This is a genomic window from Rothia sp. 27098_8_161 (genome assembly GCF_041432905.1).
Taxonomy (GTDB): domain Bacteria; phylum Actinomycetota; class Actinomycetes; order Actinomycetales; family Micrococcaceae; genus Rothia.
Genome location: NZ_JAPWAL010000003.1, coordinates 82682 through 100551 on the forward strand (window position 1 = coordinate 82682; position 17870 = coordinate 100551).

The window sequence follows — 17870 nt, forward strand, 5'->3', positions numbered from 1 at the left end:
GGTGTTTGCTCTTTGCGCGGCACTGGATTCTGTGAAGGCTAACCCCGCGTTGGTGAATAGTTTTATAGAATACGAAGTAAACATATACTGCACACACATCGTCCCTCAGCCGCGATTCTGGAGCTTGGTTCCAGCTTCGACGGCGCAATGCCTTGGAGCTGGTATGACCTCCTTTTCTGAGCTATTGAGTATTTTTGCTCTTGCTTTTGTTTTGGGTGCCCTTTTGCCGTTTGCGGTGCGCCCGATTTTGCACCGCAATAATATGGTGGATGTTCCTAATGAACGTTCTTCGCATACTGCTCCGACCTACCGCGGTATGGGTCTGGCGACTGCTGCGGCGACTCTGCTGGCGTTTGTGATGGCTACTATGTTCGGCTGGACATACCGTTCTTCTGAGTCTTTGCAACTGGCGGTGACGATTGCCGTGGCGATTTTGTGCGCTCTTGCTTTGGGCTGGCTGGAGGATATTCACGGCGTGAGTATTATGCGTCGTGCGGGCCTGCAACTGGTGATTGGTGTGCTGGTGAGCGTAAGCTTTGCGACGGTGCAGGGCACGAACGTTCTGCTGCTGATTCTGGGCGCGATTTTTATTGCCGGATACATTAACGTGGCGAACTTTATGGACGGCATTAACGGCATTTCTGGTGCTCACGGTCTGGTGGCTGGTTTGGCTTATGCGCTGACCGGCTGGATGGTGAACCTGCCGTGGCTGGCTTTGGCTGGTGTGGCTGTTGCTGGTGCTTTTGCGGCGTTCCTGCCGTGGAATGTGCGCCCTGGTAAGAACGTGTTTTTGGGTGATGCGGGTTCTTATGTTTTGGGTGCGGCGCTGGGTGCGATGGCTGTGGGTGCGTGGTTTGCAGATGTTCCGTTCCTGCTGTCTTTTGCTCCGCTGGTGACCTACCTTGCGGATGCTGGTATTACTCTGTTCCGTCGTTTTATGGCGGGGGAGCAGTGGTACAAGCCGCACCGTACTCACACTTATCAGCGTCTGACGGATGTTGGTTTCAGTCACCTTGGTTCGACTGCTGTGGTGACGGGTACGACGATTCTGGTGTGGGTGCTGCTGGCGTTCGCATCTGACCTGTATGCTGCAGGATCTGTGGTGGCAACTGTGGGTGTGGTGATGGTGGCTCTTGCCGTGTTGGCGGTGTATCTGCGTATGCCGCAGCTTTTTGGCGGCGTGGCTCCTGCTTCTGCGATTGATTTGTCGAAGCATTTTGCATCGGCTCCTAAGACGAAGAAGACTGTTTCGGAGCCTGCTACTGGTTCGTTGACTTCTGCAACCGGTGTTCCGGCGACTCCTGAGAATGTGGAGCCGACCTTGTTGCATCCGGAGCCGATTATGCCCGATTCTGTGTCTGTGAAAGATCGTGCGGGTCAGTCCTCTTCTGCTCCCCCTTCTTCCACTCAGTCAAATCAGAACCGTGGGGAGAAACACTAATGGTTTTTGGACAGCCCAAATCTCAGGTTCCTGTTGAGCCTGTATGGAGGCGCTTGGTGGACGTTCTGTGGTATCCGCCGGCGGAACGTAGATGGCAGCAGAAACGCCGCCGAGAGCGTGCTCAAGCAGGTTTGACGGCCTCTTCTTTTGAGAGCCAGGAGCTTTCCTGGAAATTTTTGTTCTATAGGGTATCGGCTTACTCTCTGCTGGCTTGGTTGGGCGGTATGATGAGTGCATACCTGTTTGCGGGCCCTGTGGGCGCGCTAGGAATAACTTTGGGCTTTCTGATAATCTATATATGCTTCACTCTGGGCGTATTAGTTATGTTGGTTGCTCCCATTTTAGACTGGGGTGTACCCAAATCGCTGGTGGTGAGCTACCTTGTGAAGATTGCCCTACTTGGTCTGGTATTGATTTTTGTGCCGTTCCCCGAGAGTCTGAGGCACGGTTGGACTCTCGCAGGCGCATGTACCGGTGTGATTCTGTGGATTGTTATTGAAACGGTCAGCATCGCACGACTGAGAATTCTATACTTCGACACCGATCTAGAAGACCATGGTCGGTAACGCGATCGGTGTTTGAAAGGAAATACGTTTGGCCGAAGAGAAGAAATGGTGGGACGGAGATAAAAAGCTCCGCTCTACCGGAGAATTGGTATCTGACGGAGGTCTCTCCGGCGCAGTCATGTCGATTCTCTATCTGATCATCGGTGTAGCAGTGTGGGGAGGCATCGGTTACCTTGGTGACCTGGTCTTCTCCACTACCTGGCTGGTGTGGGTTGGTGTCTTGATTGGCGCCGTTGGAGGTTTGACCCTCGTCTTTACCCATATGACCAGGCAGAATAAAGACCGCTAGGTCATCGAACGCGGACCGCTAGGTCACACATTCATCCATGTAGTTAGCATGTCAGTCGTTTTATAGGCAGACATGGGCTCTTGATAGCCACTAGTAGCAAGAAAGGACTTGCTTTGATCGAGAACGGGTTGATCCTCGCGGAAGCCTATGTGCCGCCGACCCCCGAAGACATGCATCTGCCCCCCTTCTTCACCATTGGTGATTTCGCATTCGGTAAGCAGAACGTACTGATTCTGCTGTCCGTGGTGATTATCGCGGTATTCTTCCTCACCGCAGCACGTAAGCGCGCCATGGTTCCTGGCAAGACTCAGTTCATCGCTGAGTCTGGCTACATGTTTGCTCGTAACTCCCTCGGCAAGGAAACCCTGGGCGTACAGCACTACAAGCCTTTCGTGCCGATTCTCTTCGCCTCCTTCTTCTTTGTTTTGGTGAACAACCTCTTCGGTTCGATTCCGTTTGTTCAGCTGCCCTCCTTCTCCCACCCCGGTAGCGCCTACGCGCTGGCTGGCGTCGCATACCTGACCTGGGTTGGTGTTGGTATCAAGCGCAAGGGCCTGGGCGGCTTCTTCAAGGACATCACCATGCCGTCGGGTCTGCCGGTGTGGATTTACCCCATCCTGATCCCGATCGAGTTCTTCTCGAACCTGCTGATTCGTCCCGCAACTCACGCACTGCGTCTCTTTGCGACCATGTTCGGTGGTCACCTGGCGCTGATGGTTGCATCCAGTATGGTGACCTACATGGTTGAGACCCTGGGCGGCATCGGCTACCTGGCTGCTATTGCACCCGGTGCTCTGGGCATGTTCCTGTACTTCCTGGAATTCATGATTCAGTGCATCCAGGCTTATGTGTTCGCTCTGTTGCTGGCTGTGTACCTGCAGGGCTCGGTTTCCGAGGGGCACTAAACTCTCTAGTTTTTTAGATTTTCACGTTCGTCATTGGGCGTGAATAAAGCAACCCACACGTTCACTGTGCGGGCTATAACTCAAATCAAACTCTGTTCGGTTCGGGTATGTTCCCGGTCGAACACTGTTGAAAGGAAAAATAATGGTTGGTTCCATCACTGCGGTTGGCTACGGTCTGGCAGCTATTGGCGGCGGCATCGGCGTGGGTCTGATCTTCGCGGCATACATGACCAGCGTTGCTCGTCAGCCCGAGTCCCAGAAGACCCTGCAGCCCATGCTGTTCCTGGGCTTCGCACTGGTCGAGGCACTGGCAATTCTGGGCCTGGTTCTCGTCTTCATCAAGTAACCGGCTCTGCCACATCCTAAACGACCCATCCCATAGAACAGGATTCCCTCCATGATTTATCTGGCAAGCGATGGGGGAGCGGAGGCAACTTCGAACCCCTTGATTCCCGACGTCGGGGAAATTGTCATTACCCTCATCGGATTCCTGATCCTCTACTACATCGTTGCTAAGTACGTTGTCCCGGCGTTCGAGAAGATCTACCAGGACCGTAAGGAAGCAATCGAAGGTGGCCTTGCCAAGGCCGAGAAGGCACAGGCAGAGGCTGCAGCGGCTCGCGATGAGTACACCCAGCAGCTCGAAAGCGCTCGACTGGAGGCTCAGAAGATTCGTGAAGAGGCACGCGCAGAGGGCGAGGCAATTATTGCCGATGCTCGCGAGCGTGCAACCGCTGAGGCTCAGCGTATTAGCGATAATGCGGCAAAGGCTATCGAGGCAGAGCGTGCGGCAGCAGCAGTGTCCCTCCGTTCCGAGGTTGGCACTCTTGCTACGACCCTTGCCGGCAAGATTGTGGGCGAAGCCCTCAACGATGATGAGCGATCGGCCCGTGTGGTAGATCGTTTTCTTGCTGACCTTGAAACCGAGAAGCAGAACGCAGGTGCGGCTCGGTAATGGCAGGAGTATCTACTGAATCACTGAGCAAGGTGGAAGAGGTACTGGAAGCTCACGCTTCCCTGCAACCCCTGAACCTGGCGAGCGAGCTTTTCGCTGTGGTTGATGTTCTCGACCACAACGGCACCCTGCGCCGTGCTGTCACCGATTCTTCGCGTGATGCAGCAGCACGTCAGGGTATCGCTAACACCGTCTTCGGCGGCAAGATCTCTTCTCAGGCTATGGCTGTTCTCACCAATGCGGTGGCTCAGCGCTGGTCTGATGATGCTGATCTGGCGAATGCCCTGGAGTATGCAGCAGTACTCGCCGTGACCGCATCGGCTCAGTCTCGCGGTGGCGTGGACGCCCTGGACGAGGTACTCAACGAACTACTCACCTTTGTGCGTACCGTTGAATCCAACACTCAGGCGCAGGAAGCGCTGTCCGACCATCAGGCAAGCAAAGAAGCAAAGAAGAAGCTCGCCGTGGCGCTCGGTGGCCCCGCCACCACTGCCGAAGGTGTGCTTCTGCTCGAACGAGTTGGCTCCAACCCCCGCGGCCGTCACGCTGCACGGGTAGCCGATGAGTTCGCAGAAATCATCGTCACGCGACAGAACCGTTACATTGCGCGAGTAACTAGCGCGATTGCGCTGTCGCAGGTACAGCTTGAACGTCTCGGTCGTGCGCTCAACGCCGTGTACGGCCGTGAGCTGAAGCTCGACGTTTCGGTGGACCCCGCCGTTCTGGGTGGTCTGCGTGTTCAGGTGGGCGACGAGGTGATTGACGGTACCGTCGAGACCCGTATGTCCGATCTGGCTCGTGCCATCGGCTAGCGGCTCAAGCTAGCGACGCTGGACCGTTCGTCGCAACGGTGATTTAGAAGATACCTCGGGTAGCGGGTGCGTTGCATATGCCCCCTTCACAGAAGCAGTGGCATTGCCCACCCGTTCAACCCGAATTGCAAGTTTCGGTTGGTTCCGTTATCGGAATGCAACCACAATGAGAGAGCAGGGACACAAGATGGCCGAACTGACCATCAATGCCGACGATGTCCGTAATGCGCTGAACGAGTTTGCAGCGTCTTATGAACCCGGCAATGCAGAACGTGTTGAGGTGGGTCGAGTTGTATCGGCCTCCGACGGTATCGCTCGTGTCGAGGGTCTTCCCTCGGTTATGGCGAATGAGCTGCTTCGTTTCGAAGACGGCACCCTCGGCCTCGCACAGAACCTGGATACCCGCAATATTGGTGTGATTGTCCTGGGCGACTTCACCGGTATTGAAGAGGGCCAGGTCGTACACCGCACCGGTGAGGTCCTCTCGGTGCCGGTTGGTGACGCGTACCTCGGTCGCGTTGTTGACCCCCTTGGTAACCCGATCGATGACCTTGGCCCCATTGAGTCCGAAGGCCGCCGCGCACTGGAGCTGCAGGCTCCCGGCGTGACCCAGCGTAAGTCGGTTCACGAGCCGCTGCAGACCGGTCTGAAGGCAATCGACTCGATGATTCCGATCGGTCGCGGTCAGCGTCAGCTGATCATTGGTGACCGCCAGACCGGTAAGACCGCTATCGCGATCGACACCATTCTGAACCAGAAGGACAACTGGGCTTCCGGTGACCCCGACAAGCAGGTTCGATGCATCTATGTGGCTGTTGGCCAGAAGGCATCCACCATTGCAGCTGTCCGCCACACCCTTGAGACTCGTGGCGCGCTGGAGTACACCACCATCGTGGCATCTCCTGCATCCGACGCAGCAGGCTTCAAGTACTTGGCACCCTACACCGGTTCGGCTATCGGCCAGCACTGGATGTACGGTGGCAAGCACGTCCTCATCATCTTCGACGACCTGTCGAAGCAGGCAGAAGCATACCGCGCTGTGTCCCTGTTGCTGCGCCGCCCGCCGGGACGTGAAGCATACCCCGGTGACGTCTTCTACCTGCACTCCCGTCTGCTGGAGCGTTGCGCTAAGCTCTCTGACGACCTCGGTGCTGGCTCGATGACCGGCTTCCCGATCATTGAGACCAAGGCAAACGATGTTTCCGCCTTCATTCCGACCAACGTCATCTCCATTACCGACGGCCAGATCTTCCTGCAGTCCGACCTGTTCAACGCTAACCAGCGTCCGGCAGTTGACGTAGGTATCTCCGTCTCCCGTGTTGGTGGTGCCGCACAGACCAAGGCTATGAAGAAGGTCTCTGGTACCCTGAAGCTGGAGCTGGCACAGTACCGTTCGATGGAAGCGTTCGCAATGTTTGCATCCGACCTGGACGACGCTACCAAGGCACAGCTGACCCGCGGTTCTCGCCTGACCGAGTTGCTACGTCAGCCGCAGTACACCCCGTACGCAGTTGAAGAGCAGGTTGTCTCCATTTGGGCTGGTACCTCCGGTCACCTCGATGACATTGAGGTTTCCGACGTGCTGCGCTTCGAAGAAGGCTTCATCGAGTACCTGCGTCACAAGACCTCGGTACTAACCGATATCGCTTCCTCCGGCAAACTTGAGGATGACATCGTTGCCGCGCTGAAGACTGCAGTTGCTGAATTCAAGCAGGGCTTCAAGTCTGAGGGTAGCAGCCACCTCGTCAACGCAGGTCACGAGGAACACAAGGCAGCTCACGATAGCGAAATCACTCAGGAAACCATCGGTTAGCGATTAGTCCTCGCCTTCTCCCCGCCTCAGCTATGAGGCTGGGGCGGGGCAGAAAGCAAGGAGAAAGGAAGCTCTATGGGAGCCCAGATTAGGGTTTACCGACAGAAGATTGCTTCGACGTCGTCTATGAAGAAAATCTTCAAGGCGATGGAGATGATCGCGACCTCCCGCATTAACAAGGCTCGTAATGCTGCTCAGGCAGCCGGCCCCTACGCAAACGCTCTGACCCGTGTGGTGACTGCGGTTGCGACTCAGCATGGTATCGAACACCCGCTGATTCATAAGCCGCACGAGTTCGGAACCTACGAACACCGCCGCTCCGCAATCCTGGTTATTACCAGCGACCGCGGCCTGGCTGGTTCGTACTCCTCGGCTATCCTGCGTCGTACTGAATCTCTGATTGAGAGGTTGCGCTCTAACGGCCAGGAGGTACAGCTGTACCTGGTCGGTCGTAAGGCAAAGGCTTACTTTGAGTTCCGTGAGCGCCCCTACGCCCGTGCGTGGGAGGGCCACACCGATGCACCTCGTGTTGAAACCGCCGTCGAAATTCGTGACGCGCTGCTCGAAGCCTACGACCTGCCCATCGAAGAGGGCGGCGTAGACGAACTGCACATCGTGTACACCGAGTTCAAATCGATGGTTGTTCAGGACCCTAAGATTCTGCGCCTGCTGCCCATCCACGTGGCTGACGCAAAGGCTATGGGCGAGGAAATCGTTCCCGACCAGGAACTGACCAAGGCTGAGTACGAGCAGGCGGCATCCTTCGAGTTCGAACCCTCCGCTGAGGAAGTACTCAACAAGCTGCTGCCGCGCTACGTTGCATCCCGTATCTTCTCCTGCCTCCTGCAGGCAGCAGCAAGTGAGCTGGCATCCCGCCAGCGCGCAATGAAGACCGCAGGTGACAACGCTGAGACGCTGATTACCAAGTACACCCGTTTGATGAACAACGCACGTCAGGCGGAAATTACTCAGGAGCTCTCTGAAATCGTGGGCGGCGCAGACGCCCTCGGCTCCTAGTATTGGTACGCCAACGAAGCCATCAACTGTCCAAACTTTCTAAGTAAGTGAGAAATATGACTGCCACCTACAACGAATCGGTCACCGCACCGACTCAGGGCGCAACGGGTCGTATTGCCCGCGTCATCGGCCCCGTGGTCGATGTCGAGTTCCCCGCCGGTCAGGTCCCCGAGATTTACAACGCTCTGACCACCGAGCTGACCCTCGACGGTCGCACCCGCACCATCACCTTCGAGACCGCACAGCACCTGGGCGACTCAATCGTTCGCGCTATCTCCCTGCAGCAGACTGACGGCCTGGTCCGTGGTCAGGCTGTAGTCGATACCGGCGCACCGATCTCCGTCCCCGTTGGTGACGGCGTGAAGGGCCACATCTTCAATGTTCTCGGTGACGCACTCGACGTGCCGAACTCCGAGATCAAGGCTGACACCTACTGGCCGATTCACCGTGCCGCTCCCGGCTTCGCAGAGCTGGAAGGCTCCACCGAAATGCTGGAGACCGGTATTAAGTCCATCGACCTTCTGACCCCCTACATTAAGGGCGGTAAGATTGGTCTATTCGGTGGTGCAGGCGTGGGTAAGACCGTGCTGATCCAGGAAATGATTACCCGCGTGGCTCGTAACTTCGGTGGTACCTCCGTGTTCACCGGTGTTGGCGAGCGTACCCGTGAGGGTAACGACCTGTGGGTCGAAATGGAAGAAGCAGGCGTTCTGAAGGACACCGCTCTTGTATTCGGCCAGATGGATGAGCCCCCGGGAACCCGTCTGCGCGTGGCACTGACCGGTCTGACCATGGCGGAGTACTTCCGCGATGTTCAGAACCAGGACGTGCTGCTGTTCATCGACAACATCTTCCGTTTCACGCAGGCAGGTTCTGAGGTTTCCACCCTGCTGGGCCGCATGCCCTCCGCAGTGGGTTACCAGCCGAACCTGGCGGACGAAATGGGTCTGCTGCAGGAACGCATTACCTCCACCCGCGGTCACTCCATCACCTCCATGCAGGCAATTTACGTGCCTGCGGATGACTACACCGACCCGGCGCCGGCAACCACCTTCGCGCACCTGGATGCGACCACCGAGCTCTCTCGTGAAATCGCATCGCGCGGTCTGTACCCGGCAATTGACCCGCTGTCCTCCACCTCCCGAATTCTGGACGCACAGTACATCGGCCAGGAGCACTACGACACCGCAATTCGCGTGAAGGCTATTCTGCAGGAAAACAAGGAACTGCAGGACATCATCGCGATTCTGGGTGTGGACGAGCTCTCCGAGGAACAGAAGATTGTCGTGGCACGTGCACGTCGTATCGAGCAGTTCCTCTCCCAGAACACCTACACTGCAAAGCAGTTCACCGGTGTCGAGGGTTCGACCGTTCCGCTGAAGGACACCATCGAGTCCTTCCAGATGATCTGCAACGGCGATGTCGATCACATCCCCGAGCAGGCGTTCTACAACATTGGTGGTATGGACGACGTTATGCGCCGCTACGAGGAAATCAAGGCACAGACTGGAGCTAAGTAATCATGGCTCTGAAAGTTGAAGTTGTTTCCCGCGAACGCGTCGTGTGGACTGGCGAAGCGAAGTACGTTCGTGCACGCTCCGTTAGCGGTGACCTTGGTATCCTGCCGGGTATGATCCCCACCTGCACGCTGCTGGCACAGGACGGCGAGCTGCTCATTGAACCTATTGAGGGTGAGCCCATTAAGACCATCCTCAACGCAGGTTTCTTGACCGTCTCGAACGACCACGTGACCATCGCTGCAAAGCACACACATATCTAAAGCCGGTTCCCCACACGGGGAATTGACAGTGTGTACACCTCGCCGGTGTTCCTCCTCGACAGGGGAAGGGCACCGGCGATTGGTGTATACGGGACAGGTCATGTGCGCAAAAAGAGAGCGCGCAAAACAATAGCGTGCCTAGAAAGATGATGCGCACAGAAAGGGGGGCTCCCACGGTTGGGAGGCCCCCTCACTCTATGTGTAGCCGCCTAGCTAGAGCCGTTTAGAACAGGCGGTCAGCCGAATCGTCCACGCCGCGCATCGCATCGTAGTCCAGGCTCACGCAGCGGATACCGCGGTCCTCAGCCAGGGTACGAGCCTGCGGCTTAATCGTCTGTGCCGCAAACACGCCGCGCACCGGAGCCAGCAGCGGGTCACGGTTGAGCAGCTCCAGATAACGGGTAAGCTGCTCAACACCGTCAATATCGCCCACACGCTTAAGCTCAACCGCCACGGAGATGCCGTGCGCATCCTTCGCCATGATGTCTACCGGACCGATAGCGGTTGGGTACTCGCGGCGCACCAGCGAATAGCCATCACCGAGAGTGTGGATTTGCTCGGCAAGTAGACGCTGCAGGTCAGCCTCCACACCGTCCTTGATGAGGCCGGGGTCAACACCCAGGTCGGTGGCGTGCTCGTGCTCAATCTTGTAGATACGAATCATGAGGCGGTCATCGCTCTTAGCCGCCTGTACGGTCCACAGTTGCTGAACATCAGACTCCAGTTCCTCACGGATGCTCTGCGGAACGTCCTTGCGCTCAGCCACCAGCAGGGAGCAGGGAGGGCTCATCCAGTTCAGGGGCTTGTAGGAACCACCGTCGGAGTGAATGAGGACGGAGCCGTCATTCTTGACCATTAGTAGGCGGGTAGCGCGGGGCAGGTGGGCGCGAAGGCGGCCCTCATAATCTACGGAGCATTCAGCAATGACAATACGCATCCGTCCACTCTAGCAGGTACGAGTGCTTGGCTCTAGCAGGTGAGGGTATGAGCTAGGGAACCTGAGCTCGATGCAGGTCGCGGCACAAAGCGGGGAGGAGTACTGCCTCCGGATGAGGAAGAGCGCATAGCGAACAGCGGCAGGGCTGGTAGGTAGAGATAGTTGAGTGGCGCGGTAGAATAGGGCTCATGGCACGTAAAAATCATCCCGGCAGGCGAGCATCCGGCACCACCAGCGATAAGTGGCACCGTCAAGCACCCGCAGGGCGTGATATTAGCAGGATTCTCGACCCTACGCCCCGACTAGAACGTGACCGATACGGTGACTGGCTGGTGCAATACATTCCAGCCGTCAACGCCCAAAAAACCTACACATGCCCCGAATGCTACCGCCCGATTCCACCCAGAACAGCGCATCTGGTGGTGTGGCAAGAAAGCCATACGATGGGCCGTAGCCGCGCCATTGATGAGCGCAGACACTGGCATCAGCATTGCTGGCGCACCCGCCGCAAATAGGCTGAACACTGCACATAAGGTGCAGCCCAAGACCACATTCTCGAATCCAATTCTTGAAGGAACGCAATGAGCAACACCGCCGATACCACTCGCGAGCAGGAATTCGATCCCGCCCGCTACGTCTTCAGCACCGCTGCTGAACACACCCCCATTAAGGCACGTACTGTGCTTCCTGCGCGCCGCGAGAACTTCACCGTCACCACTGCGGATGGCAAGCGCCTCGTCGGTGAACTCGCACTGCCCGAAGGCGAAGTCAAAGCAACCCTGGTGACCTTCCATCCGTTGCCCACGCACGGCGGCTACATGGACTCGCACGTGTACAAGAAGGCGTCCTTCCGCCTGCCGGCGCTGTCGAATATTGCGGTGCTACGTTTCAACACTCGTGGTACTTCTTCGATTCGCGGCACTAGTGAAGGCGTCTTTGACGGCGGCTTTGCCGAGAAGAAGGACTTCGATGCAATCCTGAAGTTTGTACGTGAGTGTGCCCTGCCGAACCCCTGGCTGGTTGGCTGGTCCTTCGGCACTGAGTTGGTGCTCAAGTACGCGCCCGAATACGCGAACGAGTTCACCGGTGCTATTCTGCTCTCCCCGCCGCTGCACCGCGTGCACCCGGCTGAGCTGGACGAATGGAACAATATCTCGAACCCGCTGTACGCGCTGGTTCCTGAGCATGATGACTACCTGCAGCCTCCGGCGGCGCGTGAGCGTTTCGCGGCTGTACCGCGCACTCAGGTGATTCCCTTTGAGGGGTGCAAGCACCTGTGGGTGGGCGAGAAGTCCGTACAGCAGGTCCTCAACACCGTGGTCAGCATCGTGACCGGTGTATCCACCGAGCTGCCCACCGAATACAACGGCCCGGTGGCAGAAGAAATCACTGAGCTCTAAAGAATCGGCATAAAAATACGGCACAAAAATATCAAGGCGGTGGCTTTGGATAGAATATCCAAAGCCACCGCCTTTTGTCTTAAATGCTTGCTCGGCAGAAGAGCCGCGAGCGTGTAGAGAACCTAAAGGGAATCTACCGCTGGGAGGTGACTAAAGTTGGTCCTGGCGAGGAATGAATACCTCACGGACCAGAATCAGCATGGAAGCCGCCACCGGAATAGCAATCAGTGCACCCAGCACGCCCCAGAGTGCGCCACCGGCAGCCACCGAAATAATCGCAACGCCGGCAGGAACCGATACAGCGCGAGCCATAATACGCGGAGAAATTAGATACGCCTCCACCTGCAAGTACAGGAAGTACGCCACCGCAAACCACAGCGCCAGGCTCCAGCCCTGAGTCAGCAGAATCATCGAGGTCAAAATCAGCGCAATCACGCCACCAACCAGCGGAATAAACGCCAGAATCATGACGACCAAAGCCATCAACTGCGGGAAGCTAAAGCCCACAAAAGTCATAATCAAGAACGCCACAAACGCGTTCAGCACAGCAACCAGAGCCTGACCCATCACGTAGTTACCCACCGACTCGGTAATCTTGTCGGTAATGTACTTGACGCGCACACGCTTGGACGACGGCGCCAGACGCACACCCCATGCCTTGATGGTGTCCATCGAGGTGAGGAAGTATAGAGACAGGAACAGCACAATAATCACGCCGGTCACGCTCTGCGCTAGGGTGGATCCAGCAGTAACCAGGCTCGACATGAAGCTATTGACCTGTGAAGAGGAGAACGTTGATTCCAAGAACTTCGGGACATTCTCATTCGCCCAGGTGCTGATGTTAAAACGCTGATCAAGCTCGTGGTACCAATCAGAATTAATCGTGTTCTGATAAATACCCGGCGCGTACTGAACAAACTTAGATGCCTGCTCGCTAATAATCGGGCCAATGGTCATGACCAGAGCGGTCACAGCGCCAGCAAAACCAGCAAGCACAGCAATCACGCCGATACCGCGCTTAATGCCCCAAGACTCCAGGCGGCGCACAATCGGGTCCAGACCCAGAGCAATGAAAATAGCACCGGTCACCCAACCCACCAGGGCACCCACATTGTTGAAAATGTAGTAGGCGAAGAGCGCTAGACCCACGCCCACGGTCATGAGGAAACCAAAAGCGACCGGGTTATGCATCATCGAGGTCTTGCCGTTGCCGACCACCTTGGGTGGGGGAGGTGCATCCTCGGAAGCGGCGGGGACCACCGGAATGGTATCCGTAGGGGGCATGGAAGCGCGGCGGCGGTTAGAACGCACCTGGCTAATGCTTTCGGTCAGCTCGCTGAAAGTCTCCGTTAGCTGATCAGTGAGGGAATCCTTTTTACGCGTCTCGGGGGACGATGTAGCCTCTGCGGGAGTTGCTGAGGCCTTCTTCTTGCTCATGGTCTTCCTTTCCGAATCATTCCGGGTATTTTTTCTCTACTGTGCCATTCTACCGGCTGGTTTACTTGGTTACGACGTCAACGGTGAATCCCAAAGATAGGGGAGCGCAAGTGTGAGAGTTATCTGTGCGCTGTTCAAGGATTAGTATAAGTGCTAGTCCCGGCATGAGCTCAGAGCGTAGGCGGCAGATAACTCTCGCTCGCAACGGCCCATTGTGGGGATAATAGAGGAAGGAACGCGTGAAGGATCTAGCCGGCACGCAACAATAGATCCCGCACGCAACAATAGATACAGAACGTAAAGGAGCCCAGGATGAGCATCATTTTTGATCCGGCAGACCGCGGTACATCCCAGAACACGGTGCAGGGTAACCTTGCCCAGGGCGGTGCAGCACAGAACAGTGCAGCGCAGAAGATTCCCGCCTCCGTACGCAACGCGGTGGAACTGAACCCCAATGCGGTACAGTCTGCTGGCGAACAAGGTGGCGAGCAGACCCGCTCTGCTCCCACCTGGCGATACGAGGTCAACACCCCCGAAGAGTTCCAGAAGTTCGTGCAGCTCTCCAGCCAGGGTGCCGTGATTTTTGCGCTCTACGCACCGCACTCGCCATCCTCCCTGCAGATGCTCGAAGGCGTGCAGAAGCTCGTTGACTCCGCCGCAGGTAGCATGATTTGCGCCGCCGTGGACGTCACCAAGCTCCCCGAAGTAGCCCAGGCATTCGGCGTGAGCGGCGTGCCCGCGGGCGTTGCTGTTCTGGCGGGTCGCCCGGCACCGATTTACACCGGGCCGGTCAGCACAGAAGACCTCGGCGATGTGCTCTCCCAGGTTCTGCAGCTTGCAGCACAGTACCAGCTACCCGGCGGTTTCGACCCGGTCGTTCCCGAAGATGAAATGCCCCTGCCGCCCCTGCATGCAGAAGCCGTTGCCGCCCTTGACCGCGGTGACTTGGAGGGCGCCCGCGCCGCATACCGCAAGGCAATCACCGAGAACCCCGGCGATAAGGAAGCGAAGCTCGGCCTGGAACAGGTTGAACTGCTCTCACGAGTGAAGGACCTGGACATGGCAACCGAACGTGCGGCGGCCGCGGCAGACCCCATGAATATTGACGCGGCATTCAATGTAGCCGATCTGGATCTGGTGGGTGGCCACGTGGAAGATTCCTACAACCGTCTGCTGCGCCTGTTTAGCGCAGTGGGCCCCGACGATAAGGCGCGTGTGCGTGAACGCCTCGTGCAGCTCTTCGACGTGGTGGGTGTATCTGACCCGCGCACCGTCAAAGCGCGTGCAGCACTGACCATGGCGCTGTTCTAAAAACAGCTGTCACCGGGGAAACGTCATGAGCCGGTCTAACCGGCTGAAACTTTGAATACGGACGGGCTATCGTCTACCCCCTGTACTCGGGCTGTGGGATAGGCGGTAGCCCGCTCTGATTTTTGCGGTTTTGGTGGTTTTATTGAAGGAGAAATCAGAAACCCCAACCTGACAGATAGCGCGCCAGGACGCTACAGATAGCACCCCGGAATGTCCATATACTGCACGACGGATACGTAATATGCGGGTTTTATAGCCAAAGCCTGTGGACCTTTTTACAAGAGTGATAGGGTGAAAACATGAACACTAGTCATTTTTCTCGAAACCCTGATTCGCATGAGCCAGGTTCGCCGCAGAACCCGGTACAAGAGACCGCAGTAGAGGCAGCCCCCGCCGCGGCAGTACCCCAGGCTATAGCCTCGGAAGCTGTACGCGTACCGGACGCCCCTGCGGAGGCACTCCCAACCCCCGCAGCAGCTGTTCCCGCATCGGTAGCACCGCAGCTACCCGTCACCCCGCAGACTATACCTGCGGCTGGTGCTTGCCCCGCCATTGAAATCCGCGGCCTCACCAAGGCATTCGGCCAGAAGGTCGCCGTCGACCGCATCAACCTCGACATCCCCTCCGGATCCTTCTACGGACTGGTCGGCCGCAACGGTGCCGGTAAAACCACCACCATCTCCATGGTCACCGGTATGCTCATGCCCGATGAAGGCACCGCACACGTGCGTGGTATTGACATGTGGGCCGACCCGCTCAAAGCCAAAGCACACCTGGGCGTGCTGCCCGATGGCGTGCACCTCTTCGACAAGCTCACCGGTGAGCAGCTCATCACCTACTCCGGCTACCTGCACGGAATCGATAAGGAAACCGTCGCCTCCCGCGTCAAGGATCTGCTCACTGCAATGGACCTGACCGACGCTGCGGGCCGTGCCGTCGCCGACTACTCCGCCGGTATGACCAAGAAGATTGCGCTCGCCGCCGCTCTCGTTCACGCGCCCTCCGTGCTGATTCTCGATGAGCCCTTCGAAGCGGTCGACCCGGTTTCTGTCGCCAATATTCAGGACATTCTGCGTGGCTTCGTTGCCTCCGGCGGAACTGTCATTATCTCCTCGCACGTGATGGACCTTGTTCAGCGCCTGTGCGACCACGTAGCCGTCATGGACTCCGGTCGTATTCTCGCTGCCGGAACCGTCGACGAAGTACGCGCAGGCATTAGCCTTGAAGAACGATTCGTGCAGTTGGTCGGCGGCCGCACCTCCTCGGAAGGATTGTCATGGTTGGGCACCTCGTCTCACTAAAGTGGCAGTATGTGCTCGCTTCCTTCCGCCGTAGCATCTGGGCACTGATTGGCCTGATTTTTGCGGTGCTCTACACGGGAGGTATGCTCTTCAGCCTCGGCTCCGCATACGTGCTTGCTAATTCGAAGATCCCTGAATACGGTCAGCTCGGAGCCCTCCTTGTAGGTGCTGTTCTTGCCCTCGCCTGGGCTATCGTCCCTATCGTCTTTACCGGACTGGACGGCACCCTGGACGAGAGCCGATTCGTGCTCTTCCCCATCAAACCCTCCACCCTGCAGAAGGGCCAGTTCCTTGGCGGGTTCGTGGGTATCCCCGGTATTGCGAGCATTATTGCGGTGCTGCTGGGCGCTATCGCGTTTCTATCGCAGCCGCTTGCGCTCATCGTGTACCTCCTCTGCTGCGTGCTCGGCCTTGCGAACCTCATGGTGTGGGCACGTCTCGCAAACCGTCTGGGGATGGTGCTGAACGATAACCCGCGCATCGCCAATACCCTGATGATCATTGCTGTGCTACTGATGATGAGTGCCGGCTTTATCTTCGGCGGCACAATGATTTACCTGACCGAGCATTGGGATGAAGTGCTGCCCTACTTACCGTGGCTGGGTGTGACGCCTTTCGGGTCCGCGTTCGCGGTGCCCTACTTTATGACGACCGGCCATATGGGCGCCGCCCTTGGCTGCCTGGCCTTGACCCTTGTTTACCTGGCCGGCGGTTGGTGGTTGTGGGGTAAGAACCTTGCACGCTCCATGGCGAATGTGAGCGGTAGCGCCCACCATGCGAGTGCAGCCGAAGTCGCCGCAGGTGATTTGGGTCTGTTCGCTCGCTTCCCCGCAACCCCGCGAGGTGCCGTAGCGGCACGAACCCTGCACTCATTCCTGAAAGATAACCGTCTGCAGATGCTGGCCGTCAGCACCGCCATGCTTTACCTGATACTAACTGTGGGTATGCCGCTGTTCCTGAGTTCTGTGGGGTCCGGTAAGACTCATGTTGAATTCTCCGGCAACGCGGCTGAAGCCTACCAGATTATCAATAGCGGCGTCATGCAGCTCTTCGGATTCTGGATGTACTTCTGCACCATCTTCACCGGCTACTACATGTGCTACCTCGTCTCATACGACAACACTGCATTCAGCTTGCACGTACTCTCCCCGCTGCGCGGTATTGATGACCGCATCGGTCGTCTCTGGGGCTACAGCATCTTGACGGTTCCGGTCGTGGTGGTGGTGATATTCGTCGCCTGTGTAGCAAATGGACACCTGGACCTCTTCCCCATCGTGCTGATGCACCAGCTGGGAGTGTTCGCCGCGGCGGCTGGCATGGGATGCGTGATGGATACCTTCATCAGTCCGCCGGTGGCGCCTCCCGGCGCTAACCCGTTCAAGAACCCGAAGAACACTGACGGCTTCGCTAAACAGTTGCTGCTGATGCTCTCTATACTTCTGGTGATGCTCAGCGCACTACCTGGCGGTATCTCCGTTGTCCTGTATATTTTCCGCACGCAGGATATGCTGACCCTCGTCTACGGTGGCGTAATTCAGCTGCTGATTGGTGCCGCCCTGCTCGTGGGTGGCGTGGTGTGGGGCGGTCACCGCTACGACAAGGTCAGCTCCAAGATGCTGGAGCGCGTGGCACGCTTCTAAGTGAACTAACAAGAGTTGAAGCTCCAGCACATCAGGAATAAACGAGAATGGTTCCGTGTTAGGTACTAAGCCTGGCACGGAACCCCTTTTCTGCACCGCCCGAAATTCTAGCGGAAAGAAGCTCACCGTAATAACTAAGAGCCTATGGCCGAGCTGTGGTCTGCCTCCATATTGACCGCCCGTGGGCTCAGCACCTCCCAACTGCTACTAAAATAGAGAAGGCGCCGATCGTCCAACCGAGCGGCGGCGCCCCTCACCCTATGTAT

General features: G+C 57.3%; 17 protein-coding genes. 15 read left to right on the forward strand and 2 right to left on the reverse strand.

From position 1 onward, the window contains the following. The first annotated feature begins 163 nt into the window (after window positions 1-163). From O3648_RS01945 to O3648_RS01995, 11 genes are all read left to right on the forward strand, one after another. Window positions 164-1441: a glycosyltransferase family 4 protein gene (locus O3648_RS01945; protein WP_371568081.1), complete on the forward strand. Its 1278-nt coding sequence runs from the start codon at window positions 164-166 to the stop codon at window positions 1439-1441. After that, window positions 1441-2007 (forward strand): hypothetical protein, encoded by a 567-nt coding sequence (locus O3648_RS01950; protein ID WP_371568083.1) that lies wholly within the window; start codon window positions 1441-1443, stop codon window positions 2005-2007. The genes O3648_RS01945 and O3648_RS01950 overlap by 1 nt, the downstream gene beginning before the upstream one ends. 28 nt (window positions 2008-2035) lie before the next feature. Next, on the forward strand, window positions 2036-2296 hold the full coding sequence (locus O3648_RS01955) for a hypothetical protein (RefSeq protein WP_279754629.1): 261 nt from the start codon (window positions 2036-2038) through the stop codon (window positions 2294-2296). Between the two features lie 113 nt (window positions 2297-2409). Beyond that, entirely contained in the window at window positions 2410-3201 is a 792-nt protein-coding gene (gene atpB, locus O3648_RS01960) for a F0F1 ATP synthase subunit A (RefSeq protein WP_005507804.1), read from the forward strand. 142 nt (window positions 3202-3343) lie between these two features. Continuing rightward, on the forward strand, window positions 3344-3547 hold the full coding sequence (gene atpE / locus O3648_RS01965) for an ATP synthase F0 subunit C (RefSeq protein ID WP_005506461.1): 204 nt from the start codon (window positions 3344-3346) through the stop codon (window positions 3545-3547). Window positions 3548-3598: 51 nt separating this feature from the next. Next, window positions 3599-4156 carry a F0F1 ATP synthase subunit B gene (locus tag O3648_RS01970; protein ID WP_005506460.1) on the forward strand — a complete coding sequence of 186 codons (558 nt, stop codon included), beginning with the start codon at window positions 3599-3601 and terminating at the stop codon, window positions 4154-4156. Then, a complete protein-coding gene (locus O3648_RS01975; RefSeq protein WP_279740525.1) occupies window positions 4156-4968 on the forward strand; it encodes a F0F1 ATP synthase subunit delta in 813 nt (270 codons plus the stop codon). The genes O3648_RS01970 and O3648_RS01975 overlap by 1 nt, the downstream gene beginning before the upstream one ends. A 187-nt stretch (window positions 4969-5155) precedes the next feature. Next, on the forward strand, window positions 5156-6781 hold the full coding sequence (gene atpA, locus O3648_RS01980) for a F0F1 ATP synthase subunit alpha (RefSeq protein WP_371568086.1): 1626 nt from the start codon (window positions 5156-5158) through the stop codon (window positions 6779-6781). A gap of 75 nt (window positions 6782-6856) precedes the next feature. Further along, entirely contained in the window at window positions 6857-7798 is a 942-nt protein-coding gene (locus O3648_RS01985; protein ID WP_371568088.1) for a F0F1 ATP synthase subunit gamma, read from the forward strand. Window positions 7799-7854: 56 nt separating this feature from the next. Beyond that, entirely contained in the window at window positions 7855-9318 is a 1464-nt protein-coding gene (gene atpD / locus O3648_RS01990; protein WP_371568089.1) for a F0F1 ATP synthase subunit beta, read from the forward strand. 2 nt (window positions 9319-9320) lie between these two features. Then, window positions 9321-9578: a F0F1 ATP synthase subunit epsilon gene (locus O3648_RS01995; RefSeq protein ID WP_279740530.1), complete on the forward strand. Its 258-nt coding sequence runs from the start codon at window positions 9321-9323 to the stop codon at window positions 9576-9578. A 223-nt stretch (window positions 9579-9801) separates the two neighbouring features. Here O3648_RS01995 and nucS read toward each other — a convergent pair whose 3' ends face one another. Then, on the reverse strand, window positions 9802-10515 hold the full coding sequence (gene nucS, locus O3648_RS02000) for an endonuclease NucS (protein ID WP_279740532.1): 714 nt from the start codon (window positions 10513-10515) through the stop codon (window positions 9802-9804). A gap of 581 nt (window positions 10516-11096) precedes the next feature. Between nucS and O3648_RS02005 the strand changes: the two genes are divergently transcribed. Then, window positions 11097-11915, forward strand: coding sequence for an alpha/beta hydrolase (locus tag O3648_RS02005; RefSeq protein ID WP_371568093.1), 819 nt, complete (start codon window positions 11097-11099; stop codon window positions 11913-11915). A gap of 150 nt (window positions 11916-12065) precedes the next feature. Here O3648_RS02005 and O3648_RS02010 read toward each other — a convergent pair whose 3' ends face one another. Further along, the gene (locus O3648_RS02010) at window positions 12066-13352 is read right to left on the reverse strand and encodes an AI-2E family transporter (RefSeq protein ID WP_371568095.1); all 1287 of its coding nucleotides are present in this window, start codon (window positions 13350-13352) and stop codon (window positions 12066-12068) included. A gap of 312 nt (window positions 13353-13664) precedes the next feature. On the opposite strand from O3648_RS02010, the gene O3648_RS02015 reads away from it, so the two are divergent. The 3 genes from O3648_RS02015 (at window position 13665) to O3648_RS02025 (ending at window position 17604) form a co-directional block, all read left to right on the forward strand. Continuing rightward, window positions 13665-14663 carry a co-chaperone YbbN gene (locus tag O3648_RS02015; protein WP_279754625.1) on the forward strand — a complete coding sequence of 333 codons (999 nt, stop codon included), beginning with the start codon at window positions 13665-13667 and terminating at the stop codon, window positions 14661-14663. A gap of 299 nt (window positions 14664-14962) precedes the next feature. Then, complete coding sequence (locus O3648_RS02020) at window positions 14963-15964, forward strand: ABC transporter ATP-binding protein (protein WP_371568098.1); 1002 nt, start codon at window positions 14963-14965, stop codon at window positions 15962-15964. Next, window positions 15940-17604, forward strand: a complete 1665-nt coding sequence (locus O3648_RS02025; RefSeq protein ID WP_279754623.1) for a transporter — start codon at window positions 15940-15942, stop codon at window positions 17602-17604. The genes O3648_RS02020 and O3648_RS02025 overlap by 25 nt, the downstream gene beginning before the upstream one ends. Window positions 17605-17870: the final 266 nt, after the last annotated feature.